The organism is Bradyrhizobium sp. LeoA1Lang (genome assembly GCF_055413685.1).
The window spans coordinates 50,000-76,471 of the sequence record NZ_JBVAPG010000009.1; the positions used below are offsets into that span (position 1 = coordinate 50,000).

Consider the following 26,472-nt stretch of genomic DNA (forward strand, 5'->3'; position numbering starts at 1 on the left):
ACCAAGGTTCACGCGCTTGTCCATCAAGAAGATCACCTGTCACGTCGTCGCCGCTCCGGTGCAACGTCCCTTCACCTCCTCGCGCGGCTGGCTCTACAAGACACGCGGCACCTGCCTGGTCGAGATCGAAACGAATGACGGCATCGTCGGCTGGGGCGAATGCTACGGCCCATCGGCGGTCGCAAAAGCCTTTATCGAGACCCAGCTTGCCCCGCGCGTGATCGGCCACGATCCGTTCGACGTCGAGGTGATCTGGGAAGACCTCTACAACCGGATCAAGGATTACGGGCCAAAGGGCATGTCGATCGCAGCCATCAGCGGCATCGACATCGCGCTCTGGGACATTATCGGCAAGGCCTGCAACAAGCCAGTGCACAAGCTGATCGGCGGCGCCTTCCGCACCGAGGTCGACGCCTACGCCACCGGGCTCTACTTCACCGACATGGACCGGCTGGTCGATGAAGCCGTCGAGGAAGCGACGGGTTACGTTGAGGCCGGCTTCAAGGCGATCAAAATGAAGATCGGGCTTGGATCGATCAAGCGCGACTTCGAGCGCGTGAAAGCCGTACGCGAGGCAGTCGGCTCCGGGATCAAGCTGATGGTCGACGCCAATCATTGCTTCACTGTGCCCGCTGCGATCCGTCTCGGCCGCAAGCTCGAAGACCTCGACATCGAGTGGTTCGAAGAGCCCATCTCGCCGGAAGACATCGACGGTTATGTGGAGGTTTCGCGCGCGCTCGACATGGCGGTCGCCGGCGGCGAGAACGAATTTACCCGCTGGGGCTTCCGCGACGCCATCGTGCGCAAGGCGATGGACATCGTGCAGCCGGACGTCTGCGCGGCGGGCGGCATCACCGAATGCAAGAAGATCGCGACACTCGCTACAACGCATGGCGTGGAATGCGTGCCCCATGCCTGGGGTTCCGCAGTCGGCCTTGCCGCCACCATCCACTTCCTGGCATCGATCCCGAACCAGCCGCCGAGCCTGTTTCCGATGCCGCCGATGCTGGAATTCGAGCAGGAGGAAAACCCATTTCGCGACCATCTGGCGGTCGAACCGATCGTTCAGGTCAAGGGCAAGGTCGCGGTCCCGACCGGCGGGGGGCTCGGCATCGAGATCGATCGCGGCGTGATCGACCGCTACCGTGTGGCGTGAATCGATGGTCCGTTCATGAAATTCGTCACCTTCACCGAGCAAGGCTTTTCGCGCGCCGGCGTGCTACTGGGCAACAGCACCGGTGACGCCGATGCGATCGTCGATCTGGCGCATCCGGCGATGCGCGAATCCCTCGGCGGCGCGGCGCCGCAGATGCAGGCCCTGATCGAGGCCAGTCTGCCCAAAGTCGTGGAACGCATTAACGTCCATGGCCTTGCGGTAGCGGCACGGCTTTCGCGCGACGCGGTCACGCTGATGGCGCCACTGCCGGCGCCGCGGCGCATCTTCGGCATCGCGCATAACTACCGCGACGCGCTGGTCGAACGCTGTATGCCGCCGCCCGAGCAACCGGTGCTGTTCATGAAGGCACCGCGAACGATCATCGAGCCGGAACGGCCCATCGTGCTGCCGGCAACGATTGGCGGCGTCACCTACGAGGCGGAACTCGCGGCCGTGATCGGCACGCGCGCCGAGAACGTCAGCAAGGAGCGTGCGCTCGATCACGTCGTCGCCTATGGCTGCTTCAATGACGTCAGCGCGAGCGAGATCATCAAGGCCGACGGCCATTTCGACCGCGGCAAGAACTACCCGACCTTCGGCCCCTTCGGACCATACCTCGCCTCCCGCGACGAGGTGCCGGATCCGCACGCGCTCACCGTGACGCTGAAAGTCGACGGCCGCACGCTGCAGTCCGGGTCAACGGCGAACATGCTGTTCGATGTCGCCGACCTCGTTTCCTATCTGTCGCGGCTACAGGCGCTCGAACCCGGCGACATCATCGCCACCGGCACGCCGGCCGGCGTGGCCGGGCTGCACAAGCCACCAGCGTGGCTCAGGCCTGGCTCGACCGTCGAGGTCGAGGTCCAAGGCCTCGGCCGCCTGCAAAATCCAATCATCGAGGGGCCTACACCAGATGCCTGAGAAACCCGTCGTCCTCTTGACCAACGCCATGCACCGCGATGGCGAGGCGCTTCTCACCCCGCACGTTCGGCTGATCGTCGCGTCGGACACCAGGCCGGAGACGCTGCGCCAATGCGCCGCTGACGCCGACGGCATCATCGTGCGCGCGAAATTGCCCGACGACATCGTCGATCACGCGCCGCGCCTCAAGGGTATCGTCCGTCACGGCGTCGGCCTCGACTTCATCCCGGTCGCAGCCGCCACGGCACGCGGCGTCGCGGTTGCGAACCTGCCCGGAAGCAACACCAACGCGGTGGCCGAATATGTCATGTCGGCCTTGATGCATCTGCGCCGGCCGTTGCAGCGCGTGGATGCGCTGATGCGCGCCGAAGGCTGGGCGACCAGCCGCGCGATGGCGGACGGCCTTACCGAGTTGAGCGGAACGACACTCGGCATCCTCGGCGTAGGAACGATCGGGCGCCGCATCGCCAACATCGCGAGCAACGGTTTTGGAATGACTGTGCTCGGCACGTCGCGCCGGAAGGGATCGCTGCCGCCTGATGTCGAGGAAGTCACGCTCGTGGAGCTGTTCGCGCGGAGCAACGCCGTGGTGGTCTGCTGCGCATTGACCGACGAGACGCGCAGGCTCGTCAGCCACGATCTGCTGGCGCACATGCGGCCGCAATCCGTCCTCGTGAACGTCTCGCGTGGCGCCGTGGTCGACACGCCCGCCATCATCTACGCGTTACGGTCAGGCAAGCTCGCCGGCGCCGCGCTCGATGTGTTCGATGTCCAGCCGCTGCCGCCCGACGATGCACTGTTCGATTGTCCCAACCTGCTGCTGACGCCGCATACCGCGGGGATCACCGCCACGAGTGGCCGCGCGATGGCGGTTGGCTCGGCCGAAGAAATGCTCCGAATCCTGCGCGGCCAGCAGCCGCTCAATCTCGTCAATCCCGAACACAAGACGGTCTGAGGTTTCAAAATGCGTATCACATCGATCAAGGCGGTCCCGATCTCCTATCCCGTGCCGCAGGGCCAGAACGTCCGGTTGGGCATCGGCCGTGCCGTGAAGCGCGACGCGGTGTTGGTCAAGGTCACGACGGATGAGGGCCTCGTCGGATGGGGCGAAGCCCATCACGGCCGCTGCCCCGGTGCGATCGCGAAGCTGATCGACACCACGATCTCCGAACTGGTCGTCGGTATGGATGCGATGAACGTGGTCGGGGTCTGGCAGCGCGTCTACCAGATGCAGTTGGCGAGCCACGGCGTGGGCTACGCCGCCGCGATGGCGCTCAGCGGCCTCGATCTGGCGCTGTGGGATATCCGCGCCAAGGCAGCAGGCTGGCCACTGTACCGACTGCTCGGCGGCGCCTCAAAGCCGATCAAGGCCTATGCGGGCGGCATCTCGCTTGGATGGCAGGCGCCGGAGTCGCTGGCGCAGGAGGCGCTGGGCTACGTCGCGCAGGGCTACAGGGCGATCAAGCTTCGCGTCGGCGACAATGCGCGCGACGACGTAGCGCGTGCCACGGCGGTCCGCGAGGCGGTCGGAGACACCATAGAAATTCTGGTCGACGCCAACACCGGCTATACGGTCGATGACGTGCGCCGCGTGATGCCGGCCTATGACGAGCTAGAGATCGGATGGCTCGAGGAGCCGTTCCCGGCGCAGGATTATCGTTCGTACCGGACCGCCGCCTCGCTCGGCTCGACGCCGCTGGCGGCCGGCGAAAATCATTTCACGCGCTTCGAATTTACCCGCCTGATCGAGGATGGCGCCGTCAGCTTTGTGCAGCCGGATCTGTCCAAGACCGGCGGCGTCACCGAGGCGATGCGGATCGCCGGGATGGCCTATGCGTGGAAACTGTCCTTCAATCCACACACCTCCGCGACCGGCATCAACATGGCGGCAACCATCAACGTGCTCGCGGCCGTCGATGCCCCCAGCTATTTCGAGGGCGACGTCGCCAAGCACAATCCGTTCCGCGACGAGGTCGGCGGCGTCCCGTACACGCTCGACGCCGAAGGTTGCGTCAAGCCGTCTGAAACACCTGGCCTCGGGGTCGAGATCAACGAGGCTTTCATCAACGCGCATCCGCTGATCGAGGGCCCCTGCTATGTCTGAACCGCTGCAGGCTGAAGTCAAATCGCGCGCCATGCGTCTTGCTTACTTCGCCTGCGGCGCGTTCCTGCTTCTGTTGACGAGCGCGGCCTCCGCGCAGACCCCGGTCGCGCCTGCAACAGCCGATCCGGACACCTACCCCAGCCACACGATCCGCTACATCGTTCCCTACCCACCGGGCGCGTTCAACGACACGCTGGGCCGGATCGTGTCGCAGAAACTTCAGGAGGCATGGGGCGTTCCCGTCGTCGTCGAGAACCGGCCGGGTGGCGGCACGCTGATCGGGACCGACGCGGTCGCCAAATCCGCACCCGACGGATATACACTGCTCGGCGTGGCGTTTCCGTTCGGCTCCAACCCAAGCATTTACAGGAGCCTGCCTTACGACACCGTAAAGGACTTCACGCCGCTGATTTTTGCGGGTCAGACGCAGAATCTTCTCGTCGTAAGACCCGCCATGCCGATCCATTCGGTCAAGGATTTCGTCGACTACGCCCGAAACAATCCGGGCAAGGTCTCTTACGGGTCCACGGGCATCGGTTCGTCGAACCACCTCTCAATGGAGTTGTTCAAGAGCATGACCGGAATCGATATCGTGCATGTCCCCTACAAGGGAAGCGCACCGATGGTGAACGATCTGCTTGGCGATCACATCGATGCGGCGTTCGACAATACGCCAAACGTGCTGCCGCAGGTCAATGCCGGCAAGTTGCGCGCGCTCGGCGTCAGCAGTACGGCACGCTCGACTCTCGCGGAAAGCGTTCCGACGGTTTCGGAAGCCGGCGTTCCCGGTTACGAGGTCACGGTCTGGTTTGGCATCGTCGGGCCTGCCGGGATGCGGCCGGAGATCGTCCGCAAACTGAATTCAGAACTGAATGCGATCCTCGGGATGGACGACGTCAAGCGTCGATTCCAGGATCAGGGCGTCGACCCCGTTGGCGGCTCACCCTCGCAATTCGCGGATCACGTTCGCAGCGAGATCCAGAAGTGGGCCAAGGTCGTCAAGAACGCCAATATTCAGCCGGAGTGAGTGCACGTCACTGTGTTACTGCGCTTCGCTCGAAAGATTTATTTTCGGCGATGAACCTTGCGGCCAGCACCAGAGCGCCCATCGAAAACTCCTTTCCATGTGCGGCAATCATCCGCTCGGAAAGCTGCGCAAGCTCTTTAAAGAATTGATCTTTGCTTTCGGCTTCTGGCGATCGAGTGGCTGTCATGATTTCTCTCCTGATGATAGCGGCAAGGGTCTCCGTCTGGAGCCAGATCAAGCTGTTTGAACCGGGTCCAGCTATTTGAAAATGTGCGGGGGAAACGTCACGATTGCCGCCTCCCCGTCGCTTGTTCCGACTGCAAGATGCTGACCATCGCGGGACCATTGCAAGGCGTGGACAGGACCTCGACCGGGCGGTTTGACGACCAGTTCGTCGGGTTCTCCGATCCTTGCGACAACGACCATGCCGTCGCCATAACCTGCTGCGACCAGCCGACGCTCCGGGTGCATATCCACCGCCTCGACGAGGACAAATCTGGCGCGGCCGGTCGCGAGGTTGACCGGCTGTTCGCTTGCGTCGTTGAGACTCGAAACGTCCCATGCGATCATCCGATAGGCTCCGCTCGTAACAAGGACGCGAGAGTCTGCACTCCACGAAAGGGACGCAACGCTCGTGGGATAGCCGGGAATCCGGACGATCCGCGCATCGGCAAGGCGCAGCAACACAATGCCCGTTTTTGCGGCTGATATGGCCAACCAGCTTCCGTCGGGGCTCCATGACAAGGTTGAGATGGAGCCTAACTCGAATGAGGCCGCCGGCTCGGGTCGTGGCCCGAAGGCACGAATGAGCAGACAGCCGTCGACTCCCATCGCAAAGCGCCGACTATCCCGTGATACAGCGATTGCCGATGCATTTCCTCCCGCACGCTCCTGGAGCCAACCGACGTCACCATTGGAATCGTAAGATATGACCGAACTGCCAGAAGCAGCCAGAATGCCCCCATCCTGCACTGGGGCGACGAGATCAATCGGGGAACCATGGTTTGCGGCTGGCTGTGTGACACCGGATGCCGACACGCTCAACAATCGGCTGCGATCACTTGCGATGAAGCCCGAAGTCCCGAGCGGGGCGAGATGAAATGGAGCATCACTGATTGCGACTTTCGTCAACGGTGGCACCGGTTTCCGTCGCGGTGAAATCGTTGCCCGGCCTCCGTCGAGCGCGATACGACAGCGATCCTGCGGCGGCTCGATGTCAGTCAGGGGAGCTATCGCCAATGCACCATCGGCGAGCGCGAACGCAACCATTTGTCCCGCGGGGTCGAACGCCACACTGGTCACGGGCGCGCCTAGAGTCCAGTGCCGTCCAAGCAATTCATAGAGCGTTACGGTCTCTGCTTCCATCGTGTCCATCGATCGCCTCACATTCGGATGGGCCTACCTGCGTCGGCAATCCACCTGTCCAGCTCTTCGAGGCGTCGCTCCAGCGCGGCGCAATGAGCATCGCATACCGCCATTCCAGCATTTGCGTTTTGCAAGCGTCCCCGCGCGTCCTCGAGGGCCGTGGCAAGCGCATGCGAGGCGCCTGTCGCCGCAATCTCCCGCTCGATCCGCTGAATCTCGAATTCCGCCCCGCCGCTAAGCTGACGGTTCAGAAGATTGCGCGATTGCGCGGACGATATCTCCTGAACGACCAGCAACCGCTGCTTCAGCATTTCCACAAGCGTCGGAGAATCGCCACTCATGAATCCGTCTCGATCTGAACCAGGATTCGCTGCAGGCCACCGACACCGGACACGAAGTGTTGCTGCGCATCATTGATGTGAGATTGCAGCGAGTCCCACAGATCGACCCTGAGCAACCGCGCCGGATCGCCGGCCATCGTCTCGAGCGTCTGCAGGCCGAACTGATGCCGTAAGCCGATCCCCTGCAAGACGAAATCGGTCAGCTCGCGTGCATGCGTTTCGATGAAGGGACGCAGTAGCGGATGTGCGCCATAACTGATGCCGCGCCTTGTGAGTTCGGTCTCGATGAACACGATGAAATGCCGCACCAGGAGATTTTGGCTTTCGCCGATCAGGTGCACCATAAAGGTTATGTCGCTGTCCGCGCGCGCAAGGATCTGCGACGCCACCGTCGCCGCAGCGACCGGCTCTCCTTCGCCCTTCTGTTCATCCCAGACAATCGGCATGCCTGGCCCTAACCTCAGGTCCGCGAACGGTATTGATGCAATTTGCGATACAGCGTGGCACGCGAAAGCCCCAGCTTTTCGGCGGCGGCGGCAATGTTGCCGCCAGCGTTTGCGACGGCCCTCTCGATGGCCCGACGCTCCATCTCGTCGAAGCGCGCGATCTCGTCGCCTCCCGACGCTGGGTCATGCTCCGCCGGCGAGCGCGCCGAGGGTATCTGAGCCGCAGCTTCCCGGAAATCCTCCGGTAAGTCCCTGGGGGTGACGATGCCGGTGAGCGTCATCAGCACAAGGTTCTCGATCAGATTGCGCAGTTCGCGAACGTTTCCCGGCCAGCTATAGCGCCGCAGCAATTCCATCGTGGCTGCCTCGAAACGCAGCGGTTCGGTGCTATAGGTCGCGGCGAACTGTCTATTGAAATGATCGATCAATATCTCGACGTCGCCCAAGCGCTCGCGAAGCGGCGGGATGATAAATTTGACGACACCGATCCGGAAATACAGATCTTTTCGGAACCGTCCCTCCGCCACTTCCTGCTTCAAGTTCCGATTGGTCGACGCTACGAGCCGGACGTCCACCGGGCGCGGCTTGCTCTCACCGAGCCGGTATACCGCGCGCTCTTCCAGCACGCGGAGCAGATAAGGCTGCAGATCCAGTGACATCTCGCCGATCTCGTCGAGGCTGAGCACGCCGCCATTGGCAAACTCAAACCGTCCAGGCCTCCCCTCGCGCGTGGCGCCGGTGAAGGCGCCTGGCGCATGGCCGAACAATTCGCCGCCGAGAAGCTCTTTCGATACCGCACCGCAATTGAAGGCAATGAAGGGCTCCTTGCCCGTCTTCTGGCTGGCGGCGTGAACCAGGCGCGCAAATAGTTCCTTGCCGACCCCCGTCTCGCCCTCAAGCAGAATTGCCGTCCGGCCAAGCGCCGCCCGCTCAACCTTCTCGACGGTTTGCAGCAATGCTTCACTGCATCCGACAATTGCTTCCTTAGCCGACATGAGTGCCGCGTGGGCTGCCGGCGACATTTGGAATGCGGCAGGATTCACGCGCGGCCTCGATGCGAGCACCAGCATCGCGCCCTTCACCACCCCGTCGACCACCAACGGCTCGATCCGCTGCTCGCGCAGTTCCTCGGGCAGTCCATTCGCAAGCTCTCTAGCCAAGAAGCCCTCGCTGCTTGGGATTAGCTGCGTTCCGATGCTCAAGTCCTGCGACTGCGCAATCCGCCGCCAGCGGACCGACGCCATGTCGTTGTGATGAACAACCCTGCCGAACCGATCGAGAATGACGACGCCGTCAGCGCTGTTCATCCCGGGCATTCGAGAAATGCTCGCCTCGAGCAGCCGCATTCTCTCGATGCGAATCTTTTCCGAGAGCGCAAGTTCGATATGATTGGCCGCGACGACCGCCAGCGCCACATTATGCCGGTGAAAGATCGCCTGGGGTCCGGAAAAATCGACGATGCCGATAATGCTGCCGTCGATCGGACTGCGAATGGGACTGCCGACGCAGGTCCATGCCTTGATGCCCTCGGAAAAGTGCTCGGCCGCATGGACATGAACCGGTTTTCCGGTGACGAGCGCTGTGCCGATGCCGTTGGTGCCGGTGATCGTCTCGCCCCAGGCGGCGCCGATTTCCAGGCGAATATCGTGGCCCGCATCAATCGTCCGCTGATCGCCCCCCACGTCCAGCACGACGCCATTGCTGTCGGTGATGACCACCATCGTGGCCGCGTCGCCAAGCACCTGCGCGACGCGGCGAAAGGTCTCCGCGCTCGAATCAAGCAAGTCATCATTCTTCAAACGCAGTTCGTAAAGATCGTCCGGCGAGGCGACGAGATTGCTGCCGTTGCCATGAGCATTGACCCCGGACTTGACACTGCGCTGCCAAGAGTCCTCGATGAGGCCTCGCACCGGTGCGTTCTCACGCCTGAGGTCTCCGAACGTCAGAAAGTTTTCCCACGCCCTGTTGGTTTCTCGCTCATCGTATGGCCGCCCCTGCTCCGCGTCCGTGGCGCCCGGAACTTTGTAGCCTTCCAGGGAGAACGGCGGCTTAGCCATGAGCGTTTCCGTCAGCATTGGAGCACCATACGTACGTTGGCAAACAGCAACCCGATCGGCAGAAGCGACCTGAATCGGACCTAATCGGGATCGTCATCCCCACAGGTTCGGTTTATGGAGATCATTCGACGCTTTTGGCGATCGCATCCAACCCGAGACGGCGGGCGATAACCTGTTCCAGGCGCTCCTCGGACACCTCGTCGGGCACACTCACTCCCTCAAGGTCGGCGAGGACCTTGCAGAGCTCCTCATCCAGCGGATCGAAGATTCCGTTCTCGCGCGTGGCCAGAGCGAAGTATCGCGCTTGGCCCTTTCCGCGCAGTTCGCCGACAAAATGGAGTTGTCGCCCCGATGCGAGATCAGCGATCACGACACGGCCGTTAAGACTGATCCGTACATAGGGTTCCATCTCTCTGGGGCGGCCTGGCGGCGTCAACCAGAGCTTGCCTGATGGCTGGGGTTGCGGAACAGGGGCGGGATTGCGCAATTCCTGCCAGCGCCCAGCCGTCAGATGATTGGCGATCGCGTCGATCTTCGTGCGGTTCTTCTGAATGAAGTCCTTCGCCGCCACCTCTTCCCGGTGCGGACCGTCGCGCTTGGAAATGATGTGGACCATGTTTTCCTCCCGCCCCGGTTGGTCGGACGGCCGTGGAGGCTTGTGCATCACCTCCTTCGGCTCACGCCGGAGCTTTTAAGATTGTAACCCGTTCTCGATAGTTGTCACCGTCCAATCGTTCGACCACAAAGGTTACGCCGCAGCGTGCTTACGCATAACCTCTCCTTCCCCGGTGATGATTTCGATGCCGCGACGTTCGATTCACGCGTCGCTGGGCACTCGGTTTCTCAATAGAACTGAGTATCTGGCCGCAATATCCCGCTCGCCGGATCCCTGGACGGCGCGGCGGAACACGGAACGCGGACACATGCCTCATGCACGCCCAAGCTTCTCTGCCCCGCCGCCCAGTGCCGGCCCCTGTGTCGGATCGAGGTGCTCCGGCACGTCGGCAACAAGCGTGTTGGTGGTCAGCACCAGCGTGGCGACGGAAGCCGCGTTTCGAAGCGCGGTATAAGTCACCCGCACCGGATCGACGATCCCTGCTGAAACCATGTCGATGAAGACACCGTTCGCGGCATCGAATCCGACGCCCGCCGGCGCGCTCAGCAGGTCGGCCACGACCTTCTCCGCATCATAGCCCGCATTCCGGGCAATGAATGCAGCGGGACGGGATAGTGTTTCGCGCACCAACTTGATGCCTTCGCCCAGGTCGCCATTGACGTTGCCGAGCGTACGCACGACCACCGGCGCGCACTGCGCCAATGCGGTGCCGCCACCCGGCACGATGCCCTCCTCGGCTGCAGCACGCGCCGCACTGAGCGCATCGTCGATCAACTGGATCGTCCGTTTTTGCTCGACGGGCGTGACGCCACCCGCAAGGATCACGGCCGTCCCGCCTGAGAGCTTCGCCAGCCGCTCCTTGAGCTTGTCCTGCTCGATGTTGGGTGGTGCCAGATCATGTTGCTTGGCCACCTGCTGGCGCCGCGCCGCGATCGCCGCGTCGTCGCCACCGCCGCGAATGATCACCGTTTCGCGCGCACCGGCCCGAACCTGCCGCGCAGTTCCGAGATCGGCAAGGCTGGTTTCTTCCAATTTGCCACCGAGCTCGCGGGCGATCACCCGCCCCCCCGTTATGATGGCGAGATCGTCCATCATCGCCTTGCGCCAATGGCCATAGTCGGGTGGATTGACCACCAGGACCTTGCCGCGGTTGCCATCGCCAAGCAGCGTAACGACGACTTCGGGCGCAACCTCTTCAGCGACGATGACAAGCGGCCGTCCCGTCGAGGCAACCGTCGCGCGCAGCGCCGACAGTTCGCTCGGCATTTTGATCTTAAGATCGGTCAGAAGGATGTAGGGCTGATCCAGTACCACTTCCATCTTCTCGACATCGGTCACCATGTGATGGGAGATGTAACCGCGGTCGAACGACATACCTTCGACGACTTCGAGCGTCGTGCTGGTCGTCAGCCCGTAGTCGGAACTGATGATGCCGTCCTTGCCCACACGTTCCACCGCCTCGGCGACCAGACCGCCCAGATGAGAGTCGGTCGAGGCAATCGTCGCCACCGCTTGCAGCGTCTTGCGGTCCGATACGCTGGTTGCCGAACTCTTCAGGGTCTCGACAACGACCTCGACGGCTCGGTCAATACCCTTGCAGAGATCGACCGCCTTGGCGCCGCGCTCCAGGGCTGCAACCCCGCCTTGAATCAGGCCGTTTGCGAGCACCATCGCCGTCGTTGTACCATCGCCGGCGACTGCGTTGGTTTGCATCGAGACCTCGCGCACCACCTGCGCCCCCATGTTCTCGAAGCGATCGGGCAATTCGATTTCAGACGCGATGGTGACGCCATCGCGCGATACGATGGGTGTGCCAATCGGCCGGTCGACCATCGCGTTCATGCCCTTGGGACCGAGTGTCGATTCGACCGCGGCGGCGAGCTTCTGGACTCCGCGTGCGAGAGCGCGTCGGGCCTCTATGTCATGCAGCAGAACTTTCGGCATAGCGTTTTACTCCCACGTGGTCGTCTCTTGTTTATATGCTGGGGCGGACTTGCTGACCGCTCCCGCTATTGGCACCAGCAAGCCGCTTGCCTCATGCATGCGCCGCGGAATTCTCGGCCGTCACGGGCGGCTCGACGGACCGCGCGGCGCAGCCACTGCCGCAGCCTCCACACGGCGCCGCGTCGACAGGAGTCCGTCCCGCGCTATTCCCTTCGGGTTCACGATAGCGCGCCGCAAGAAGACCTCTGCACAACGAGCTATTGAACTCCATGTTGATGCGAACCCCCCGCAACCGCTGCAGATATGAGGCGAGTTCGTAGCGTTTGATGGAGCACCCGTCATAGGTGACGAAGGCCTGATCGCCGGGCAGCCAGGCAAGGCGCCGTTCAACCAGAAGCTCGCGATAGCGCGGCTTCTGGTGCGCGGCTTCCTCCGAGTCGAAATCGACCTTGTCGTAGGTGCTCAGATTCATCTGACAAATCGCCTGGTCGTCATAACCGGCCTCGCGCAAGGCCAATATCATGACCTCCTGGCGTCGCTCGAACGCCTTGCGGCGAAACTTCTCACGCACCTCTTCGAGCGACCCTCCAGAGGCGAAGTCCTTGAGTGCGTCGCCGAATGATTTGCCTTCGCTGACGCCACGATTGATCTCCTCCGCGACCATGTGATCCCGGAGCTGTGGCCGCGCCTCGCGAACCCATGGCAGCGAGGAAACCGCCCGACGCATGTCGTCGGCCATGAGGAACGCGAAGTTCGCCGAACACCAGTAGGTCGGCAGGCGAAAGACGATATCGACCCCGCAACTATCATCGATGGTGACACGCTCAATAAATCCAAGCTCTGTGACCGACTCGTCCAACTCGGGATCGGTGACCAGCGCGAGGCGTGCCCACACCTCGCGGGTCCTTTGGTCATGATGCAGAAGGACAGCGTCCATCGTTGTCACTCCGCCGCGGTCGCGTGCGCGCTTCCCGCGAGCTTGCCTCTCTGCGCCTCGACGTCCACGCCGTAGAGGCGCGCAGCGTTGAGACCAAGGATCTTCCTCTTTGCCTGCTGCGTCAGATCGACACCGTGCTCCTGCTTTAGATCGTCGGGCAGTTCGAAGTTCCAGAATTTTTCGACGAGCCAGCGAGGCGTCCAGATTGCGTAGTCGCTGCCGAAAAGGAGTTTGTCCTCGCCGACCCAGAACAGCAGCTCGCTAATCACCTCGGCGAAATAACGCGGACGGCCGTGGATGAACGGCAGCGCCACCGCGAGGCCACCATAGACGTTCGTCTCCTGCACCGCGATCCAGCAAAAATCGTCCAGCCGTGGCAGGCCGCAATGCTCAATTATGAAATTGAGACCCTGGAAGTCGGTGGCGGCATGATCGACGTCGTGAACATCGAAAGCATCCTTGTCCAAGGGAATGATGGTCGGCCCCTTGTGAACATGGACATTTGTAATGCCGAGTTTTTGGCAAAGCTCGAGGCAACGATAGGCGTTGGGATCCGTGAGCTTCCAGCCTCGCGACTCGCCCTTCCACTCGGCCGTATAAAGCTTCACGCCTTTTATGCCGAACGTCTCCTTCATGTAGTGAATATACTCGAGCGCCCGCTCGCCATCGCGCGGGTCGAAGGCGCCGTTGACGATAAAGCGATCCTTGTACTTCTTCGCCATCTCGGCGTTGCGATCGATGGTGTTAAAGCCGTTCTTGTAGAATTCCGTCAGATAGGTCGACTGTACGATGGCCATATCGTCCGGGCCGTCGACGAACAGATCGTGATACATCTGCTCGGCGCTGTACTTCTCGAACTGGTCCTTGGGCCAGAGCTTGTCGGGCGGGCTGAGCGAGGTGTGGTAGGTGTAGAAGCAGTCAATGAACTGCTTGCCGTGAATGTTTCGCTGGTTCGCCGGACTGCCGTCCCAGAAATGGGTGTGCCCGTCGATGACGAAGACTTCCTCGCCGGTGGGGGTTATGAACATGATAATCTCCAAGGTTTTGCCAAGTGCTTTACGTCAACGTCGGGGACGGCCGATCGTGCAAGAATGAGGTGGAGCCACAACCGTCCGGATGTGGTCCACCCCAGGCTCGGGAGTTGAAAGAGTTCACTCGATGTATTCGAAGACCTCTTCCATATTTCCGAACAGCGTCACCGTGTTGTCGTCGATGCGCACCATTCGGCCATAGTGGGTCGAGGTATTCACTTCGAAGATCTCGGCCGTCATGTCTTTCCCGAGAATTTCGCTGATTTCATCCATCTTGAAGATCAACTTGCCCTCGCCGTCGATGCGGATCAGGGCCGGCTGATAGGTCACGGTCACGTTCGGCTTCTTCGCCATGAATTCGGCGATGGCGCGCGCTTCCACGCTGTCATTCATCGTGACGCCGCACTGATGAGAAATCGTCTGGTCGAAGACGATGTCTCCCATCTTCTGGAAGATGTTCTGGTTGGTCGCAGTTCTGGAAGCAACGGACATTGCAATTTACTCCTTGGGAAGGACGAGGCCGAGCTCGCCGAGGATCTTCTTGATGCGTTCGACCGACTGTGCGCGGGCGTCGGCGTACTGCACCGGCTTCGAGTGCGGCTGCGACCAGATCGGCTGCAGGCCGACGGCCGCCTTGTTGGCGAGCGCCACATGCTTGTTCACCCAGCTCTGGAACAGGTTCTTGTTGTGGGCAGCATGCTGATTGTCCGTCACCAGAAGATGCAGCAGGTCGATCGTGTTCGCGAGATTGCGCTCATAGTCGGCCTCTGCGGCCGAAATGACCGACGGCGTGATGAAGTCGCCGTTGGACGAGGCCACCTGCATCAGGAAGCCGCTACGGAACAATTCGCCGACAAGCGGCTCGAACACGATGTTGGTGGCAAAGTACTGCTCGAGATAGTCGGCCGAACCCATGATCGATTCGACCGCTTCCCTTGTGCCTTGCCAGCCCTTGTCTTCCAGCCAGGTGCGCTTGCCCGCCGTGTCGTCGAAGCCCGGAATGTCCATTCCGATCTCGGCGAGATAGAGCGTGATATCCTGCGCAAGGCGAAGCTTGTAGGACGAGTTGGTCAATGTCGCATTGTTGATCATCTGCGTATAGCCATAGCGCTGAGCCTGCATCAGCGACGTGCCGAGGCCGAACTCGACATGTTTCCACGCGCCGAGGTGGTTTTGCAGAATCTTGACCCACGCTTTGTTGAAGGCCTTCGGCGCGCCGGACTTGCGGCCGTTGGCGATCACCGATTGAACCATGCCTTCGATCTTGGACTGACGCTGGTAGTGGGTGCGCTCCCACTCCTGATCGGGAGCACGGAACGCATGCCAGTTCGAGCTCAGCGCCGCAGTATTGTCCTTGGTGTAGGCGCCCTTCCCGTTGGGGAAGGAGATGATCCAGTCCTGCAGCAGGTAGCGTTCCGGATCCGGCTGCACATCGACGGTCACGTCCTCGTAGTGCGTCGCCCGCTTGCTGCGTGGCTCGAAGTACCTGTACCTGCGGCTGTCCGAATCCGGAAACACCGCAGCGCCCGCTGCACCGGATCCCACTGAAACACTTGGAACTGCAGTCATAGTCTTCCTCCTCCCATTGGTGGCTTGCACTAGCTGGACCGGCATTCGGAAAGTCTCAGTTGGCCGCCGGCGTAAACTTGTCGAAGAAGATGCGATCCGATTCGACATCGTTCATCTGCAACACCGGCGTCAGCGCCTCGATCATCGGCGATGGTCCGCAGGCATAGACGTCGACGTCTTCCCCGTATCCCGAGTTGCGCAGGTGTGCCCCGACCGCTTCGTGCACGAAGCCCTTTTCCCCGCGCCAAGCCGTGTCATCGGCCGCGTGAGAGAGGACGGGCACAAACGTAAAATCCGGATGCTTTGCCGAGAGTTCTGCAAAGCGATCGAGGTAGAAAAGATCGTTTTGCGTCCGGGCTCCGTAGAAGAAGCGCACCGGACGTACTTCTCCGGAGTTGATGTGATCGTGGAGGATCGACCAGAGAGGCGACATTCCCGATCCGCCCCCGACCAGGATCACGGCTCCGTTTCTGTTTTCTCGCCGGAAGCAGGTGCCGTAAGGTCCCCTGACCCCGACTCTGGTTCCGACGGCGAGGTCTCCGTCGAGCTGGGAGGAGAAGCGTCCGTTCGGGTACTTCTTGATGATGAATGCGAGCTTTTGGCCTTCGAGCGGCGAATTTGCCATGGAAAACGAGCGCGTAATCGTCTCTGCCCCCGAGAGCGTGATGTCGACATATTGACCCGCCCAGAACTTCAAAGGTTGGTCCAGCGAGATCTCGAGGTGCCTGATGTCGTGGGTCAGCGCGGAGACGCTCGTGACCGTGCCTGTGAAGTCCCTGACCGGGATCGATTTCGACAGCACCTCTTCGTCATAGTTGAGGAGCTCTACTTCAAGATCCGAGTAGGCCAGCGTGCGGCACAACAAAATATAATCCTGACCACGCTCCATCTCGTTGAGGGCGAACGTCGAGTATTTCTTCAGCTCCACATCGCCTTCGGTAAGGACGCATTTGCACGCTGAGCACTGTCCCTCCTTGCAACCATGCGGCAACGCGATGCCCTGGCGGAAGGCCGCATCGAGGACGGTTTCGTTCTCCTCGACCTCGAATTCTATGCCTACCGGATGCAGGCGAACGACATTAGCGGGCGCGCCCATAGGGCCTCCTCAAACCAAGGCTTGCAGGTCTTCCGGGGGTTGATCGGGAAGGAGCCAGCCGGAGCTGGCTGGCTCCCTCCTGGCTGCTCAATTGCAGGGATTGATAGTGAAGCCCTTCCGATACTCCGCGAGGTGTTCCTCGCGCTGAGCCGGCGCCATCTCGCGCAGCGTGAGAAGCGGGCTCTTCAGAACATGTCCGCGGACATCGTCAAGCGTCCACATCTCCTTCTCGTCGAAGCGCAGGTGTGGCTGCGGGATCAGCGTCTTGCCATCGGTGCGGACGAAGCCGAGATCCTTGATCGCGTCGGCGAGGTCCCAGCCATCGTAGCAGCTTTCCCATTCACGCCGTCCGCTGAACCGGCCCATCGCGGGCGTCGGTCGTCCCTCATATTCGTCGGCGAATGCCTGCACCGTAGTCCAGCGATCCAACTCATGCGCAAAGGTATAGAGCTGGCCGTCGATCTCCCCGGTGACGATATCCTCACGGATCAGGCAAGGCACAAGACACGACCAGCAACGATGCGGATAGACGTAGCCGACATCGCTGTTGAAGAGGATGTTGGTCTGCCCGGGATGCGAGAGCTTCTCGTACCATTTCCAGAATTCGCCGAACTGGGCGTACCAGCCCGGATATTTATGCTCGAACCACTCGAAGTCCTTGTCGGTCTGAGCTTCGATCCGCCAGAAGTTCACCGACCAGCCAACCGCGAAGAATTGCGCGACCCTGTGGACGTAGTGCTTCTCGGTGAGGCGCTTCCAGGCTGTCTGGACGTCGTCGTGATGGATCTTGATGCCGTATTTCTCGAGCGGCAGCATATAGGTGCGGTAATAGTCCTCGAAGATCCAGCGATGCCACATCTCCGCATAGGACTCCTTGTTCTTGTCGCGATTCGTGGTTCCATACTCGATGAAGGTTCCGATCGCGGCATCGACGATCGCGTGGTTCTGCCAGAAGGCATAACGCAGGTCCCGCTCGATCAGTAGATGGTTCTCGGGCTCCTTGAGCATGGACATCAGCATCGAATGGCCGTTGCCGATGTGCCGGCTTTCATCCGACTGAACGGAAAGGAACACGGTCGGAAGCGCGTAGTCGCCGTTGCGAGCGGCCTCGGACGGCATCGCCACGAACAGCGTGTTCGTAAAGGCGGTCTCAGCCACAACGGTCAGATAGATGTTCGCCGAAGTGATTGCGTCACCGGTGATGAAGCCCTCACCGAACTGACGGCCGATCGTGGTGGCATAGCACTTGCCGAAGGCCTCTTCCGTGATATCGAACCCGGCCGGATCGATGTAGTTCTCCATGTACCACTTCTTGAGGTTCATCTGGATCGTCGAGTGACGGAACTCGTCGACCATCTGCATCGTGAAGCCGGTGCGAAGATCCTCACCCGGAGCGAGACGGCCGACCATGGCCATCGAGCGCGCCGCCGAGATCTCGGGGAACGGGATGATCGCCAGGAACAGCTTCATCCACTCAACCCATCGTGGCTCGACGTTGCGGAACATGTCGCCGCGCAGAGCCGCATCGAGCGCGCCGTAGACGCGGTTGTCCTTCTCCTCCTGCATTGGGAAATAAGAGCGAAGGACCTGCTTCATCGGATCCTTCGGCGCTTTCGTGATCTTGTAGTCCGTCGGAAATGTCATCGCCTCCTGGACGTAGGAAGGATTCCAACCGAGATCTGCAATCTTCTTTGCAGCGTCACCGACGGAAATGCCGCGCTGGGCGGTGATCTTGTTGAGTGTTAGCGTTCCAGACATCTAGTCTATCCTCCTGATCGAGTCAGAAACCACATCGATATTCCGCCTGCTCCAGGCCTCGACGGCCGGGCAGTGCTTACCCGTACGTTACGGGCCACCTCGCGGCCGTTCTCACGACCGGACGTTTGATATCGGCAAGGGTCTCAGGATGACTGTGGAGTACTCCGCGGGCGATCAGCGGCGATCTTGGAACCAGCGGCTTCCCGATCGCAATTGTGTTGTCCCGCACAAGATTACGTCCTCAGCTAGGCATCCCCTTCCCTCGTTCTTTTCGCGGCTCGCCCCAGACGAGGACCAGTCAGCGTTGTTGTGCTTAGGAGCTTTGCAATGGGCGTGCCAGCTCGTCCAAGCGCCTCGCCAGATGGTTTCTGATGACGTGAGCGTGGGATGAGTGACGGTCGTGCCCGCATGGCCCTCGGCTTGACGACTGATCGAGATGCAAATTGCGACAGGAATTGCAAAATGAGAATCGCTGCAACGCAGAGGAGCCAGTTTGCATCGCAATGTTTGCGCCGCGGTAGTGATCACTCGCTGGGACCAAGTGCGCAATGGCATACGACTCGCGGACGGCAAATCCACCGCGAGCGAACGTATGCCCGCGATGGATTAGATGCGCCTGGTCAAGGAATCAAAACTGCGCGTCCATGGATCTTGCCAGCGTTGAGATCGTGCAATGCCTTGTTGGCGTCCGCGAGGCGATATTCGGCGGTTGCGAGTTCAACCAAACCCCGATCCGCAAGCGCCATCAACTCCGTTAGCTCAGCCCATGTACCGACCAGGTTGCCGATAATGTTTTTCTCGGTAATCACCATGTCGACGGTCGGGACACGGATGTCCTCACCATAGCCAACGACGTAGTAGCTGCCCATCGGGCGGGTCATCGCCAGCCCCTTGGACGTCGTGCCTTTCTCGCCGACAAAATCGATCACGGCTTCCGCGCCGTTTCCGGCAGTCAATGCCAGAACGGCTGCCACTTCGTTGCCGTCAGCTTTCACCAGATGGTCGGCGCCCGATTTTTCGGCCAATTTCAGCGATGCTTCGGACTTGTCGACCACAATGATGTCGGCCGCACACATCGCCTTGAGACACTGGATTCCAATGTGGCCCAACCCACCTGCACCGATGACGACGCAGGATTCGCCCGGCAAAAGGTGACGAGTGGCCTTCTTGACCGCGCGATAGGCCGTGAGGCCCGCATCCGCATAAGGCGCCACATCCTTTGGCGCAAGAGTCCGTGGCAGCGGCACAATATTGCGTTCGGAGGTGCAAAGGAATTCTGCATAGCCGCCGTTACAATCAAGACCCGGAAATGTGCCGGGACCATGCATATCGAGGCCTCGGCGACAGGCGAGACAGGTGCCACCGGTGATCTTCGGGTGAACGATGACTGGGTCACCCTTCTTTACTCCCTCGACTTCCTTGCCAACCTCTTCGATCCAGCCTGCATTTTCGTGTCCCATGATGATGGGTAGCAGTTTGTCGCCGGTCGGATCCATATGCGGCTTCCATACACCTTCGATGATATGAAGGTCGGTCCTGCATACGCCGGCACCACCGATGCGGACGATGACGTCAGTCGATTTAGCCAGCTTGGGATCAGACACTTTTTCTTCGCTGACCCATTGGTCGTTGGAAAGCTTCTCGTCATACGCTCTCAATACTTGGGCTCTCATGTTGTCCTCCGTCTGCCCGGCGAGCTTTGCGCTCGCCATCGCGGAGGCGCCTCAGCATTTTTCGTGCCAGCGGAGCTGCACAGCGCAAGCGCGCGCACCTAAGCGCGTCAGGAACACGGAGGTCTTTGCCGCTGGCGGCTAAAGCGCGATGACTTTTCTTCGAATCGTCATCCCGCTTTAGCTCTTTGTTTGAGCATGATCTTTTTCGGAAAACCGGTTTCCACTTTTCCGGATCATGCTCTAGCTGGTAAATAGGAGCTCGTGCCCACCGGTCGCCTTGTCGGGCCATGGCTTTCGCGGGTTACAGGTCTCTTTCGGCGAGTTTGCGAAACTCGTCGGGCACGGAACGAGAAATGCCCAGCGCTGCCCGGCCATATCCGATCGCATCCCATCCGAAGCGATTGCGGATCTTGTCGACGGCGCAATCGGCCGCCCAACGGGCCATGCCCATCCTGGTGCCGGGGCGGCGCGCTTCATCTTGAAGTCCAAGCGGGAGTTCGAGCTCGAGATCCCAGTGCTCCTCAAGATGCGACACGGAGATCGCCAATAGCGAGATGGTCTTCTGGTCCGGATGATCTGCAAGGATCGCTCGCACCAGTTCCTCGGCGATCTCAGCGAGGATCATAGTCGCGGAGATCGGCGCATCGAGCGTTACCGAGCGCGTCACCGAGTTCAGGTCAGCGAAGCGAACGCGGACCGTCACGGTTCGACCGGGCCTGGACTTCGCCCGGAGTCGCGTCGCGATGCGGTCCGCGAGGTGAAGCAGCGTGGGGCAAATAACCCGCTCTTCGGCCGGCTTCCTGCCGATCGCCGACTGCGCCCCTGCCGATCTAGCTCGGCGGTGAGACTTGATCTCCCGCGGATCGCGATTCCACGCCAGCGCTGCGAGTTTTTCCCCTGCAGCGGGACCGAGCAACCGCTCGAGCGACCATCCTGGCGTCTTTGCCAGATGCTCGATCGTCAACACGCCGATTTCGGCCAACCGCGCCTTCGTGACCGGACCCACTCCCCACATCAGCTCGACGGGCAGGTGGTGAAGGAACTCCAGTTCGGTGTCGGGATCGACGACCACGAGTCCATCGGGTTTGGCGACTTGCGAGGCAATTTTCGCCAGATGCTTGGTGCGCGCCACGCCGACCGAGATCGCAAGACCAATCTCCATCCGCACGCGTCGGCGGATTGTCTTTGCAATTTCGGCGGGCGCACCGAAGAGATGAGTGCAGCCCGCAACGTCGGCAAAGGCCTCGTCGATGGAAATACGCTCCACGAGAGGCGTGAAATCGCTGATCACCTTGATGGCAGCATCGCCGAGCCGTTGGTAGTCCTTGAAATGGCCGCTGACAAAAGTGAGTTGCGGACATAGCTGACGTGCCTGCCGTCCCGGCATACCACCTCGCACCCCGAACGCCTTGGCTTCGTATGAGGCAGCAAGCACAACCCCGCCACCGACAGCGACGGGTCTGCCGCGCAGCGAAGGATCGAGCAGTTGCTCGACCGAGGCATAAAAAGCATCCAGGTCTGCATGAAGGATGGTGGCTATCGTTGCCATCCAGACCGTTCACCGGTGAAATTTGACCAAAATCCACAGAGAACATAATGAGAACATGTTAGAGCGAGTGTCAAGCCGAGTTTCACAAAGGCTAAGAAGCGATTGGCTGATCAAGCCTGCGCCCGGTTGAGCGACCGTTCCTTCCGCTCTCGGGAACGCAATTGAGCAAAAGGCTCCTGTTGCACGACCGCAGGTCTCCGAACAGCATCGAAATTCCACCCTCGCCTGCCATGCACACGACTTGTTGACCAGGCTCTGCTTTCTGGAGGCCGATGGCTGACGGCATACCGTTGGCCCGTTCCATGAAGCAGACTCACGAAGATGACTTAGGCGAGCGCATATAATTCTGCGGAGCTAGCCGTGCTGTTCGATACGCTATCCCGAGTGACGAGCAGACGGCATCCGATAAGGGCGGAGGTTGACATGCACCCTGCCGATAGTTGATCCTCCTGCTCGCGGAATTCAGCGGATCGAGATTGGACAGGCCTAACAACCAAAGCTAGCAAACGGCTACCCCGGTCACGCAAAGGGGAATCAGGCGCGGAAATGCCGACCTCTGACAAGGAAATTCAAAGTACGTCCGACGCACCGAGTGACGGCGAGAAAAACACCCGCACCGCGACGCGTGCTCCTTCCATCATTGTCGGCATCGTCGCAGCCGCCGTCGTCGCGCTTTCTGTCTTCTATCTCTTGCGACCGGAACCGCTGCTCGTGCAAGGCGAGGTCGATGCAACGCGGCTGGATATAGCCGCCCGTGTCGACGGACGGGTCAAGGAAATACCCGTCGAGCGTGGCCAGAACGTTCCGGCTGGCGCTGTGCTCGTGCGGATCGATAACCCGGAAACTCTGGCCAAACACGAGCAAATGACGGCCGCAAAGACTGTTGCGGAGGCTCAACTTGCCAACGTACTCGTCGGAACGCGGGTGGAAACCATTGCCGCGCGGAAAGCGGAAATGGAGCGGACGCAGGCTGCTCAGGTGCTTGCGCAGAAGACCTTTGACCGTACTTACACATTGACCCAGCAAGGCAATGCGCCGCAAGCCCGTCTTGACCAAGTGACCGACGCGCTGCGCGAAAGCGAACGCGCCGTCGATCAGGCCAAATCGGCCTACGACCAGGCTGTCAATGGCTACACAAAGGAGGAGCGGGCTATATCGAGGGCCAACGTCGAAAAGGCCAATGCCGATATCCAGAGCGTTCAATCGATCATCGACCAACTTGTGGTCTATGCACCCGTCGCCTCGCAGATCTATCAGCGCAATATCGAGCCGGGCGAATACGTATCGCCGGGCGTGCCGCTGGTGACCCTGATCGATCTAGCCGACGTATGGATCCACTTCGATCTTCGCGAGGATCTCGTCAAGGGCCTGAAGGTCGGCGATCGATTTGATGTCCGTATTCCGGCTCTCGATGACCGCCGTGTCACGGTCGAGGTCAAGCTTGTTGCGACCAAGGGGGAATATGCGAGCTGGCGGGCCACGCGTGCTTCGGGCGATTTCGACTTGCGGACATTTTCGATCCGCGCCTACCCGGTCCAGCCCGTGCCCGAGCTGCGACCGGGTATGAGCGCCTATCTCGACTGGCGATCGCGGCAATGAGGCTAGCGTCAAAACCGGGATTTCTCCTGGTCGCACAGCGCGAATGCCGCTGGCTGTTCCACGATCGTGTGGCGCTGCTTTTGATCTTTGGCGTGCCTCTCTTTGCGTTCGTGGTTCTCACGACGGTCTTCAGCCATCCGGTCATCCGGGGGCTCGGGGTGACTGTCGTTGACGAGGACAAGTCGGACGCTTCGCGTGCCCTGGTAGAATACGTCGCGGCATCACCGAGCCTGAAAATCGTCGACCGCTCCGGTACGCTGTCCACGGCCGTGAAGGATATACGGTCCGGCAAGGCGATCTCGGCAATCTATATCCCGCCGGATTTCGAACGCGACCTGCAGGCTCAACGCCGCCCGCAGGTCGTCGGATTCTACAACCAGCAGTTCCTCACGGCGGCCGGCATTGCGTCCTCGGGCCTGAGCGATGCGCTTTCCGCCGCGGCGGCTGTGGCGGCTCCCGCCAAGAGCGCAGCGCCTGCGCCGGCTTCCATCGGAACGCTGGCCGGGGAGACCATCGCGCTTGTCAATCCGCAAAAGAACTACGCGCAGTTCCTGCTCCGCGCGCTGCTGCCGACGATCATCCATGTGGTGATCACGCTCGCCGCAGGCTATTCTGTCGGCTCCGAATTCCGCCGTCGCGACGCGCGGGCCTGGCTCGAAAGTGCCGGAGGCGATCCGGTCGTTGCGCTCGCCGGCAAACTCGCACCCCTCTTCGGCATCTTCATCCTCATCATGTTGGCCGAGCCGCTTTTCCTGGAGGGTGTGCTGCAAATCCCCTTCAAGGGAGACCTGCCGTTGATGGTGGCCGCTGGCTCCCTCCTGATCGTCGCCTATCTGTCGCTGGGCGCCTTGCTGCAGCTCCTGGCCGGCGACCTGGCAACCGGGCTGGGACTCGCGGGCCTCGTTGCCTCTCCTGCATTCGGCTACGCCGGCGTCGGCTTCCCCACGATCGGCATGAATGCGTTTGCGCAAGTTTGGAGCGCGATACTGCCGTTGCGCTGGTACATGGCCGTCTTGCTGGGACAAGCGGCGCGGGGATTGCCCGTCTCTGACTCCGCCATTCCCTTCGCGCCGCTCGCGGGCCTGACGGTGCTGTATGCCGGCCTCGCATTGCTGCGCATGGCGAGCCTCAAGCGCAAGGGCTGGTTTGAGATGGCGCGACCTGCCGAGCAATCAGAGAGCGGCCGCGCGCCGCGAGGCGTCGGCGGCGCCTTCATGGCGGAGTGGCGGCGCGTGCTCGGCGCGCGGAGCGCCTTCGCCCTCCTGTTCCTGGCTCCTTTGGTCTACGGTATTTATTATCCGCAACCCTATCTGAACCAGATCCTGCGCAAGCTTCCCATCGCGGTCGTCGACAACGATCTGAGCGATCTCAGCCGCCAGATCGTCGAGACGCTAGATGCGAGTGGAGCATTGAGCGTCGCAGTCCGCGCCCGCACACTGGCCGAGGCGCGGACCGCAATCGATCGTGGGAAGGCCTTTGCCGCCGTCGAAATCCCGCCAGACACCGAGCGCGACGTGCTCAAGGGCATCACCGCTCACATTCCGATCTACGCCGATGCCACCTACCTGTTCATATTCAGATCGACCGCCAGCGGGGTTGCCACGGCCATCGGAACTTTGACGTCCGAGCTTGTTTCGCGAGGCGCACGCTCGGATGGAAGCCTTGTCAAGGCGAAGCTGGCGAACTCGAGCCCCGCGGACGTTCTGCTGCAGCCGATCTTCAACCCCGTAGGCGGCTATGCAAGCTACATCGTCCCAGCGGCGTTTGTGCTGATCCTGCAGCAAACCCTTCTGATCGGTGCCGCGATGTTGACCCGTACTGCGCTGGCGACCGGCGGCGGAGCATTCGCCGGCGTGCTCGGCCGCGGCTTCGCCCATCTGACGATTTACCTTCCGGCGCTCGCGCTTTATCTCATTGTGCTGCCGCGCATCTATGGCTTTTCGACGCTCGGGCATCTTCCGCAACTCCTCGCGCTTGCTGCCGTCTTCTTGCTTGCGACGAGCTTCATGGGGCAGGCCGTCGGCGCCTGGTTCACGCGGCCGGAAAACGCAACCATCCTGCTCCTTGCAACCAGCCTGCCTCAATTCTTCACCGCCGGCTTCGCATGGCCGCGCGAAGCGATCCCCGACGCGGCCATCGCGCTGGGCCGACTGTTCCCGGCCGACTTCGCGATTGATGGCCTCGTGCGCATCAACCAGCTCGGTGCCAGCATCTGGGAGGTCGCGCATGATTGGCTCGGACTGTGGTGTCTGGCGCTCGCCTATTTCGCGCTCGCCGTGATCTCGGCGCTTGCCGTCAAGAGAGGGCAGACAAATGCGCAAAGCTAGGCGCGCCGCCTTCGCCGCGATCGCACTCGTGCTCGTCGCGGGCGTTCTGATCTATTCCGTCCGTGGTTCCGGATCGCCAGCCGCAGTCGTTGGCGTCGTGCGGGCGACCGAGGTCAGGGTGGAGCCGGAGGTGAACGGCCAACTCATCTCGATTGCGGTCAAGAAGGGCGCGCAGGTTCGCGCCGGCGATGTCCTGGCGAGGCTCTCCGCGGTGGAGCTGACGGCACAGGTAGACCAGGCGCGGGCCGCCCTCGCCTCGGCAATAGCAAACCGCAACAACGTCTATGCTGGCGTGCGTCGCGAACAGGTCGACTCTCTGAAAGCTGCAATCGCCAAGGCAAGCTCCCGCCTCGACTATACGCAGGCCCAGCTCTCAAGAACCAGCACGCTGGCACGCCAGAATTTCGAGTCCCAGCAAGCGCTTGACCAGGCCGAAAACGACGCCGCGAGCGCACGCGCCGATGTCGCGGAGGCCCAGGCGAACTACGATGCGGCCGTGGCTGGTCCGACCCGGGAGGAACGCGCGATCGCCGACGCGCAGGTGAAGGCCGCAGCGGCTGCGGTCGCGGTGCTCGAGCGCCGCCTCGACAAGATGGTCTTGCGTGCTCCAGCCGACGGTGTCGTCAGCGTCATCGCCGCAGAAGTAGGCGAGAACGTTCGCGCGGGCCAACCGATCCTGATGGTCGAGGCGGCAGGCAAGCAATGGCTCTCATTCAACGTGCGCGAAGACCATCTGAGTGGTCTCGCGGTCGGAGAAACAGTGAGCGTGATGCGGAACAGCGCCGATGGCGCGATCAAGAGCGCCGTCACCGAACTGCGGCCGCTCGGCGTCTTTGCAACCTGGCAGGCCGAGCGGGTGATTGGCGATCACGATCGCAATACGCTGCGCTTGCGCCTTGACCCTCAGGAGGCGGCTGGCCTCGCGCCAGGTATGACTGTTTGGATCGAGCATTGAC

The 26,472-nt window shown here is 61.3% G+C and carries 24 protein-coding genes; 8 read left to right on the plus strand and 16 right to left on the minus strand.

Annotation, left to right across the window (positions count from 1 at the left end):
- Nucleotides 1-16 precede the first annotated feature (16 nt).
- From ACZYOF_RS05445 to ACZYOF_RS05465, 5 genes are read left to right on the plus strand one after another with little or no spacing between them, the layout of a single operon-like run.
- A complete protein-coding gene (locus ACZYOF_RS05445) occupies nucleotides 17-1,156 on the plus strand; it encodes a mandelate racemase/muconate lactonizing enzyme family protein (protein WP_394565795.1) in 1,140 nt (379 codons plus the stop codon).
- A 15-nt stretch (nucleotides 1,157-1,171) separates the two neighbouring features.
- Entirely contained in the window at nucleotides 1,172-2,077 is a 906-nt protein-coding gene (locus tag ACZYOF_RS05450; RefSeq protein ID WP_394565794.1) for a fumarylacetoacetate hydrolase family protein, read from the plus strand.
- Nucleotides 2,070-3,032, plus strand: a complete 963-nt coding sequence (locus ACZYOF_RS05455) for an NAD(P)-dependent oxidoreductase (protein ID WP_394565793.1) — start codon at nucleotides 2,070-2,072, stop codon at nucleotides 3,030-3,032. The genes ACZYOF_RS05450 and ACZYOF_RS05455 overlap by 8 nt, the downstream gene beginning before the upstream one ends.
- A 9-nt stretch (nucleotides 3,033-3,041) precedes the next feature.
- A complete protein-coding gene (locus tag ACZYOF_RS05460) occupies nucleotides 3,042-4,181 on the plus strand; it encodes a mandelate racemase/muconate lactonizing enzyme family protein (protein ID WP_463715070.1) in 1,140 nt (379 codons plus the stop codon).
- Complete coding sequence (locus ACZYOF_RS05465) at nucleotides 4,174-5,208, plus strand: Bug family tripartite tricarboxylate transporter substrate binding protein (protein ID WP_463715071.1); 1,035 nt, start codon at nucleotides 4,174-4,176, stop codon at nucleotides 5,206-5,208. Before ACZYOF_RS05460 ends, ACZYOF_RS05465 begins: the two co-directional genes overlap by 8 nt.
- Nucleotides 5,209-5,215: 7 nt before the next feature.
- Here the strand turns inward: ACZYOF_RS05465 and ACZYOF_RS05470 are convergent, their stop codons facing one another.
- The 16 genes from ACZYOF_RS05470 to ACZYOF_RS05545 all read right to left on the minus strand — a co-directional run bounded on the left by ACZYOF_RS05470 (nucleotide 5,216) and on the right by ACZYOF_RS05545 (nucleotide 21,894).
- The gene (locus tag ACZYOF_RS05470; RefSeq protein ID WP_463715072.1) at nucleotides 5,216-5,395 is read right to left on the minus strand and encodes a hypothetical protein; all 180 of its coding nucleotides are present in this window, start codon (nucleotides 5,393-5,395) and stop codon (nucleotides 5,216-5,218) included.
- Between the two features lie 71 nt (nucleotides 5,396-5,466).
- Nucleotides 5,467-6,582, minus strand: a complete 1,116-nt coding sequence (locus tag ACZYOF_RS05475) for a WD40 repeat domain-containing protein (RefSeq protein WP_463715073.1) — start codon at nucleotides 6,580-6,582, stop codon at nucleotides 5,467-5,469.
- An 8-nt stretch (nucleotides 6,583-6,590) separates the two neighbouring features.
- Complete coding sequence (locus ACZYOF_RS05480; protein ID WP_463715074.1) at nucleotides 6,591-6,884, minus strand: hypothetical protein; 294 nt, start codon at nucleotides 6,882-6,884, stop codon at nucleotides 6,591-6,593.
- 26 nt (nucleotides 6,885-6,910) lie between these two features.
- Complete coding sequence (locus tag ACZYOF_RS05485) at nucleotides 6,911-7,360, minus strand: hypothetical protein (RefSeq protein WP_463715075.1); 450 nt, start codon at nucleotides 7,358-7,360, stop codon at nucleotides 6,911-6,913.
- A 14-nt stretch (nucleotides 7,361-7,374) separates the two neighbouring features.
- Nucleotides 7,375-9,417 carry a sigma-54-dependent Fis family transcriptional regulator gene (locus ACZYOF_RS05490; RefSeq protein WP_463715076.1) on the minus strand — a complete coding sequence of 681 codons (2,043 nt, stop codon included), beginning with the start codon at nucleotides 9,415-9,417 and terminating at the stop codon, nucleotides 7,375-7,377.
- A gap of 121 nt (nucleotides 9,418-9,538) precedes the next feature.
- The gene (locus ACZYOF_RS05495; protein ID WP_130577621.1) at nucleotides 9,539-10,033 is read right to left on the minus strand and encodes a hypothetical protein; all 495 of its coding nucleotides are present in this window, start codon (nucleotides 10,031-10,033) and stop codon (nucleotides 9,539-9,541) included.
- Nucleotides 10,034-10,345: 312 nt separating this feature from the next.
- The gene (groEL, locus tag ACZYOF_RS05500) at nucleotides 10,346-11,977 is read right to left on the minus strand and encodes a chaperonin GroEL (protein WP_463715077.1); all 1,632 of its coding nucleotides are present in this window, start codon (nucleotides 11,975-11,977) and stop codon (nucleotides 10,346-10,348) included.
- Between the two features lie 91 nt (nucleotides 11,978-12,068).
- A complete protein-coding gene (locus ACZYOF_RS05505) occupies nucleotides 12,069-12,914 on the minus strand; it encodes a metal-sulfur cluster assembly factor (protein ID WP_463715078.1) in 846 nt (281 codons plus the stop codon).
- 5 nt (nucleotides 12,915-12,919) lie between these two features.
- Nucleotides 12,920-13,942 carry an amidohydrolase family protein gene (locus tag ACZYOF_RS05510; RefSeq protein ID WP_463715079.1) on the minus strand — a complete coding sequence of 341 codons (1,023 nt, stop codon included), beginning with the start codon at nucleotides 13,940-13,942 and terminating at the stop codon, nucleotides 12,920-12,922.
- Nucleotides 13,943-14,065: 123 nt separating this feature from the next.
- Nucleotides 14,066-14,437: an MmoB/DmpM family protein gene (locus ACZYOF_RS05515; protein ID WP_130577625.1), complete on the minus strand. Its 372-nt coding sequence runs from the start codon at nucleotides 14,435-14,437 to the stop codon at nucleotides 14,066-14,068.
- 6 nt (nucleotides 14,438-14,443) lie between these two features.
- A complete protein-coding gene (locus ACZYOF_RS05520; RefSeq protein ID WP_463715080.1) occupies nucleotides 14,444-15,514 on the minus strand; it encodes an aromatic/alkene monooxygenase hydroxylase subunit beta in 1,071 nt (356 codons plus the stop codon).
- 55 nt (nucleotides 15,515-15,569) lie between these two features.
- On the minus strand, nucleotides 15,570-16,610 hold the full coding sequence (locus tag ACZYOF_RS05525; RefSeq protein WP_282528466.1) for a 2Fe-2S iron-sulfur cluster-binding protein: 1,041 nt from the start codon (nucleotides 16,608-16,610) through the stop codon (nucleotides 15,570-15,572).
- 87 nt (nucleotides 16,611-16,697) lie between these two features.
- The gene (locus ACZYOF_RS05530) at nucleotides 16,698-18,368 is read right to left on the minus strand and encodes an aromatic/alkene/methane monooxygenase hydroxylase/oxygenase subunit alpha (protein ID WP_463715081.1); all 1,671 of its coding nucleotides are present in this window, start codon (nucleotides 18,366-18,368) and stop codon (nucleotides 16,698-16,700) included.
- A 620-nt stretch (nucleotides 18,369-18,988) separates the two neighbouring features.
- On the minus strand, nucleotides 18,989-20,041 hold the full coding sequence (locus ACZYOF_RS05535; RefSeq protein WP_349017011.1) for an NAD(P)-dependent alcohol dehydrogenase: 1,053 nt from the start codon (nucleotides 20,039-20,041) through the stop codon (nucleotides 18,989-18,991).
- Nucleotides 20,042-20,342: 301 nt separating this feature from the next.
- Nucleotides 20,343-21,590, minus strand: a complete 1,248-nt coding sequence (dinB, locus tag ACZYOF_RS05540; protein ID WP_463715082.1) for a DNA polymerase IV — start codon at nucleotides 21,588-21,590, stop codon at nucleotides 20,343-20,345.
- Nucleotides 21,591-21,681: 91 nt separating this feature from the next.
- Nucleotides 21,682-21,894 carry a thiamine pyrophosphate-dependent enzyme gene (locus ACZYOF_RS05545; RefSeq protein ID WP_463715083.1) on the minus strand — a complete coding sequence of 71 codons (213 nt, stop codon included), beginning with the start codon at nucleotides 21,892-21,894 and terminating at the stop codon, nucleotides 21,682-21,684.
- 242 nt (nucleotides 21,895-22,136) lie between these two features.
- On the opposite strand from ACZYOF_RS05545, the gene ACZYOF_RS05550 reads away from it, so the two are divergent.
- From ACZYOF_RS05550 to ACZYOF_RS05560, 3 genes are read left to right on the plus strand one after another with little or no spacing between them, the layout of a single operon-like run.
- A complete protein-coding gene (locus ACZYOF_RS05550) occupies nucleotides 22,137-23,189 on the plus strand; it encodes an HlyD family secretion protein (protein ID WP_463715084.1) in 1,053 nt (350 codons plus the stop codon).
- A complete protein-coding gene (locus ACZYOF_RS05555) occupies nucleotides 23,186-25,516 on the plus strand; it encodes an ABC transporter permease (protein ID WP_463715085.1) in 2,331 nt (776 codons plus the stop codon). The genes ACZYOF_RS05550 and ACZYOF_RS05555 overlap by 4 nt, the downstream gene beginning before the upstream one ends.
- On the plus strand, nucleotides 25,503-26,471 hold the full coding sequence (locus tag ACZYOF_RS05560; RefSeq protein WP_463715086.1) for an HlyD family secretion protein: 969 nt from the start codon (nucleotides 25,503-25,505) through the stop codon (nucleotides 26,469-26,471). The genes ACZYOF_RS05555 and ACZYOF_RS05560 overlap by 14 nt, the downstream gene beginning before the upstream one ends.
- Nucleotide 26,472: the final 1 nt, after the last annotated feature.

What these genes read in the sequence shown, in the direction of transcription:
- ACZYOF_RS05450 (WP_394565794.1), top strand. Translation starts at nt 1,172, where the DNA reads ATGAAATTCGTCACCTTCACCGAGCAAGGCTTTTCGCGCGCCGGCGTG.
- ACZYOF_RS05455 (WP_394565793.1), top strand. Translation starts at nt 2,070, where the DNA reads ATGCCTGAGAAACCCGTCGTCCTCTTGACCAACGCCATGCACCGCGAT.
- ACZYOF_RS05460 (WP_463715070.1), top strand. Translation starts at nt 3,042, where the DNA reads ATGCGTATCACATCGATCAAGGCGGTCCCGATCTCCTATCCCGTGCCG.
- ACZYOF_RS05465 (WP_463715071.1), top strand. Translation starts at nt 4,174, where the DNA reads ATGTCTGAACCGCTGCAGGCTGAAGTCAAATCGCGCGCCATGCGTCTT.
- ACZYOF_RS05470 (WP_463715072.1), bottom strand. Translation starts at nt 5,395, where the DNA reads ATGACAGCCACTCGATCGCCAGAAGCCGAAAGCAAAGATCAATTCTTT.
- ACZYOF_RS05475 (WP_463715073.1), bottom strand. Translation starts at nt 6,582, where the DNA reads ATGGACACGATGGAAGCAGAGACCGTAACGCTCTATGAATTGCTTGGA.
- ACZYOF_RS05480 (WP_463715074.1), bottom strand. Translation starts at nt 6,884, where the DNA reads ATGCTGAAGCAGCGGTTGCTGGTCGTTCAGGAGATATCGTCCGCGCAA.
- ACZYOF_RS05485 (WP_463715075.1), bottom strand. Translation starts at nt 7,360, where the DNA reads ATGCCGATTGTCTGGGATGAACAGAAGGGCGAAGGAGAGCCGGTCGCT.
- ACZYOF_RS05490 (WP_463715076.1), bottom strand. Translation starts at nt 9,417, where the DNA reads ATGGCTAAGCCGCCGTTCTCCCTGGAAGGCTACAAAGTTCCGGGCGCC.
- ACZYOF_RS05495 (WP_130577621.1), bottom strand. Translation starts at nt 10,033, where the DNA reads ATGGTCCACATCATTTCCAAGCGCGACGGTCCGCACCGGGAAGAGGTG.
- groEL (WP_463715077.1), bottom strand. Translation starts at nt 11,977, where the DNA reads ATGCCGAAAGTTCTGCTGCATGACATAGAGGCCCGACGCGCTCTCGCA.
- ACZYOF_RS05505 (WP_463715078.1), bottom strand. Translation starts at nt 12,914, where the DNA reads ATGGACGCTGTCCTTCTGCATCATGACCAAAGGACCCGCGAGGTGTGG.
- ACZYOF_RS05510 (WP_463715079.1), bottom strand. Translation starts at nt 13,942, where the DNA reads ATGTTCATAACCCCCACCGGCGAGGAAGTCTTCGTCATCGACGGGCAC.
- ACZYOF_RS05515 (WP_130577625.1), bottom strand. Translation starts at nt 14,437, where the DNA reads ATGTCCGTTGCTTCCAGAACTGCGACCAACCAGAACATCTTCCAGAAG.
- ACZYOF_RS05520 (WP_463715080.1), bottom strand. Translation starts at nt 15,514, where the DNA reads ATGACTGCAGTTCCAAGTGTTTCAGTGGGATCCGGTGCAGCGGGCGCT.
- ACZYOF_RS05525 (WP_282528466.1), bottom strand. Translation starts at nt 16,610, where the DNA reads ATGGGCGCGCCCGCTAATGTCGTTCGCCTGCATCCGGTAGGCATAGAA.
- ACZYOF_RS05530 (WP_463715081.1), bottom strand. Translation starts at nt 18,368, where the DNA reads ATGTCTGGAACGCTAACACTCAACAAGATCACCGCCCAGCGCGGCATT.
- ACZYOF_RS05535 (WP_349017011.1), bottom strand. Translation starts at nt 20,041, where the DNA reads ATGAGAGCCCAAGTATTGAGAGCGTATGACGAGAAGCTTTCCAACGAC.
- dinB (WP_463715082.1), bottom strand. Translation starts at nt 21,590, where the DNA reads ATGGCAACGATAGCCACCATCCTTCATGCAGACCTGGATGCTTTTTAT.
- ACZYOF_RS05545 (WP_463715083.1), bottom strand. Translation starts at nt 21,894, where the DNA reads ATGGAACGGGCCAACGGTATGCCGTCAGCCATCGGCCTCCAGAAAGCA.
- ACZYOF_RS05550 (WP_463715084.1), top strand. Translation starts at nt 22,137, where the DNA reads ATGCCGACCTCTGACAAGGAAATTCAAAGTACGTCCGACGCACCGAGT.
- ACZYOF_RS05555 (WP_463715085.1), top strand. Translation starts at nt 23,186, where the DNA reads ATGAGGCTAGCGTCAAAACCGGGATTTCTCCTGGTCGCACAGCGCGAA.
- ACZYOF_RS05560 (WP_463715086.1), top strand. Translation starts at nt 25,503, where the DNA reads ATGCGCAAAGCTAGGCGCGCCGCCTTCGCCGCGATCGCACTCGTGCTC.